Annotated in this window: 1 protein-coding gene and 1 pseudogene; one reads left to right on the top strand and one right to left on the bottom strand. The window is 77.0% G+C overall.

The features are described from left to right. Positions 1–604: 604 nt before the first annotated feature. A pseudogene (locus tag AB0K37_RS41170) lies at positions 605–2170 on the bottom strand (protein kinase); the annotation flags it as partial. A gap of 139 nt (positions 2171–2309) precedes the next feature. On the opposite strand from AB0K37_RS41170, the gene AB0K37_RS41165 reads away from it, so the two are divergent. Continuing rightward, positions 2310–3332: a hypothetical protein gene (locus AB0K37_RS41165; RefSeq protein WP_363991400.1), complete on the top strand. Its 1023-nt coding sequence runs from the start codon at positions 2310–2312 to the stop codon at positions 3330–3332. The last annotated feature ends 48 nt before the right edge of the window (positions 3333–3380 follow it).

Here is a 3380-nt window from a genome sequence, read left to right as displayed (position 1 = left end):
GCGTGTACAAGGGCGCCGAGCACCCGCACACCAACATGGCGAAGGCGGCGCTGAACATGCTGACGCGCACGACCGCGTCCGAGCTGGCCGAGCACACGTGCCGCCCGTCGCCGCTCAGCACGGGCGGGACCAGGGAGCCACCGTCGCCCGGCAGCGTGCGCAGGCAGCGGCCGTCGTCGAGGTCCCACAGCTGGAGTCCGGCCGTCAGCGCCCGCGCCCCGTCGCCGCTGACCGCGAACCGCCCGCCCCGGCCGGCGGGGAAGCGGACCGTCCGCAGCGGTCGCCCCGCCACGGGGTCCACCAGCCGCTGCTCCGCGTCCGCCACCGCCAGTGCGACGCGCCCGCCCGGGCCGAGCGCGACGGTCGCCCCCGGCAGCGGCATCGTGCGCACCAGGCTCCCGGTGCCGGTTTCCCAGACGCGGAGCCGCATCGTGGTCGGCTCCCACTTCACGACGTGCGCTCCGTCGCCCGTCACCGCGACGGAGGTGTCGTAGCCGCGGCCGAGGTCCTGCTCGTTCTGGAGCGTGCGCACGCACCGACCGCCGAGCGTCGCCCACACCCGGACGCCCCCGCCTTCGGTGGCCGACACCAGCAGCGACCCGTCCCCGGAGAAACTCAGCGAGGCGACCCTGTCCGGGTGGTCCTCGAACCGGTGCAGGACGCGCCCCGCCCGGACGTCCCACAGCAGGAGGGTCCCGTCCCCGCCGCCGGAGGCCGCGAACCGGCCGCAGGGGCTCAGCGCGACGGCGCTCACCCCGCCGGAGAAGCCACCCGGGTGCGCCGGAACCGCGTGCAGGCAGCGGCCGGAGGCGAGGTCCCAGATCCGGACGGTCCCGCCCTCGGATCCGGGCGCGGAAGCGGACGGGGCGTCCCGCCCGCCGCTCACCGCCGTCGCCGCGCCCGGGCCGAGGGCGATGGCGCCGACGCCGCCCGCGTGCCCCTCCAGGACGACCGGCGGTCCCGGCGCGCGCAGGCGGCGGGCGCGTTCCAGCGCGGCGGCCGGTTCGGGCGCGTCCGGCGCCCGCCGGACCGCCGCCTCGAGGAACGCCGCCGCCTCGGCCGGTTCGCCGCGCTCCAGATGGACGAGCCCGAGCAGGTGGTCGCCGAGCCAGTCGCCGCGGTGCGTCGCGCGGACCGCCTCCAGCTCGCCGACGAGCTCGGCGTCGGTCAGCCGCCCCGCGCGCCAGCGGTGCAGGCCCCGGCCGAACACGGCGTGCGGATGGTGCGGATCGGTCTCCAGCGCCCGCTCCCACAGCGCCTCCGCCTCCTCGGGGTGCCCGAGGTCGAGCATGGACAGCGCCTGGTTCGCCAGGCCGTCGGCGAGCAGGGTGGCCGGGCGGGGCCGCTCCCGCGGGTAGGGGCGCCCGGTGACCTGCGCGTAGACGGCGACGAGCTCGCCGGCCAGCTCGTCCATCCGGTCCGGGCGGTCGGCCGGATCGGGGCGCAGGCACGCGCGCAGCAGCGCGGTCAGCGCGGGCGGCAGGCCCGGCGTCCGCGCCGCGAACTCCTCGAACGCCCGCCCGCCCAGCGCGCCGGACCGGACCGGCGGGCCCCCGGTGAACATCGACAGGACGCTGAGCGCCCACGACCACACGTCGGTCGCGCGCGTCAGCGCGGTCCGGCCGTCCCGCGCGGCCAGCGCCTGCTCGGGGGAGCAGTACGCCGGGGTCAGCCCGGCGAAGCTGACCAGCGGGTCGGCGTCGGGGCGCGGCACGCCGTCCTCGCCCGCCCGGAGGCGCGCCTTCGCCAGCCCGAAGTCGGTCACCTTGGCGGTGCCGTCCCGCGCGAGCATCACGTTGGCGGGCTTGACGTCCTGGTGGACGAGCCCGGCGCGGTGCGCGTGGCCGAGCCCCCACGCGAACTGGATCGCCACGTCGACGATCCGGCCCGTCGCGCGCCGCGGGTCGGGGTCGCGCAGGCGGCCGTCCCGGATCGCGTCCGCGAGGCTGCCCCCGTCCACCCACTCGGCGAAGACGCCGGGCAGGGGGCCGAGCCGGCGCACGTACGCGCAGCTCACCGTGTGCGGGTGCAGGCCGAGCCCGACCCAGGTCTGCGCCTCGTCCTCGAACCCGCGCAGCCCCCCTCGGGTCTCCACCAGCTCGGGGCGGGGCACCTTCAGCGCCAGCTCGGCGTCCCAGCCGCGGTGCCGCACCCGGTAGACCAGGCCCATCCCGCCGCTGGCCACCACGTCGAGGACCTCGTAGAGGTCGAGGACGACGTCGCCGCGCCGCCACGCCCGGAGGCCGCCCGCGTCGATCATTCACCGGATCCTACGGATTTGTCGGCGTGCTCCTCTACGGTGAGGCGGCATGGAAGATCAGCTCCCCGGCGAGGACGACCTGGTGATCCCGGACGCCTGGCGGCGTTCGCTGCACGCGCGGCGCGGCGGCGCGCCCGGTTCCAAGATCAAGTTGCCCGGTCCGGCGGCGGCGGCGCGCGCCGTCCAGGGCTTCGTGGAGCAGAGCCGCGGGGTGGTCGAGGCGCTGCTGAAGGGCGGCGCCGGCGAACCCGAGCTGACCGAGGCGGCGCGGCGGCACCTGGACGGGCGGCCCGATCCGGCCGGAGCGGCGGTGGTCGCGGCCGTCACCTCGATGGGCGTGGGCGGCCACCAGGAGGACAAGGTGTACCGGGCCTACGTCGACGCATGGGCCGGCGAGCACGGGCTCGGGTTCGCGGCGTGCGCGCTGGTCGAGCTGAGCCGGACGAAGGCCGTCCGGAAGGGCGGCGGCACCTGGCTCGGCACCTCCGTCGGCGCGCAGCGCATCACGGACGAGTACGCGCTCCAGATCCCCGAGCAGGAGGCGAAGCGCGTCCGCGGGCTGCTGGCCGTCGCGTCCGACGCCGACTACGACGACGCGGTCGAGCGGCTCGCGGCGTACAGGTCCGGCTGGTGCGCGAGCTGGCTGGTCTCGTACCTCGTCCCGACGCGGGAGGACTGGGTCGACGAGTGCTGCGCGGCCACGCCCCCGCAGGCGCGCCGCCACGACCTGCTGGGGGTGGCGATGCCGGCGCTGGGCAAGCCGGAGCAGCTCGCGGCGCCGTACCCGGCGCGCGGCCTGTACTGGGGCCAGGCGAGCCGCGCCCTGCTGGCCAGCATGGCCGACGGGATCGGGCCCGGCGTCCTGCCCTTCCTCCTCACTCAGGCGGACGGCCACTACCTGGAGTCCGAGGACCGCAAGCGCATCTTCGAGACGATCGCGATCCTGCCGACGGACGAGGCGTTCCAGGCTCTGCTCGACCGGCTCGACCGCAAGCACGTCCGGGCCGCCCTCGGGGAGGCCGCGTGCTCGTGCAGTGCGCGGACGCCGGCCACCCTGGAGAAGACGTCATAGAACGGGAGGAGCCAGGTCTTGCCCGCCCCGGGCAGGAACGGGCGGCCC

It is taken from the genome of Actinomadura sp. NPDC049753 (assembly GCF_040674655.1).
Classification (GTDB): Bacteria; Actinomycetota; Actinomycetes; order Streptosporangiales; family Streptosporangiaceae; genus Spirillospora; species Spirillospora verrucosospora.
The sequence above is the reverse complement of the archived record's forward strand: the minus strand, read 5'-3'. Positions and strand labels throughout refer to the sequence as shown.

Bases quoted from the DNA above. Each gene is read 5' to 3' on its own strand.
- AB0K37_RS41165 (WP_363991400.1), top strand. From the start codon at position 2,310: ATGGAAGATCAGCTCCCCGGCGAGGACGACCTGGTGATCCCGGACGCC.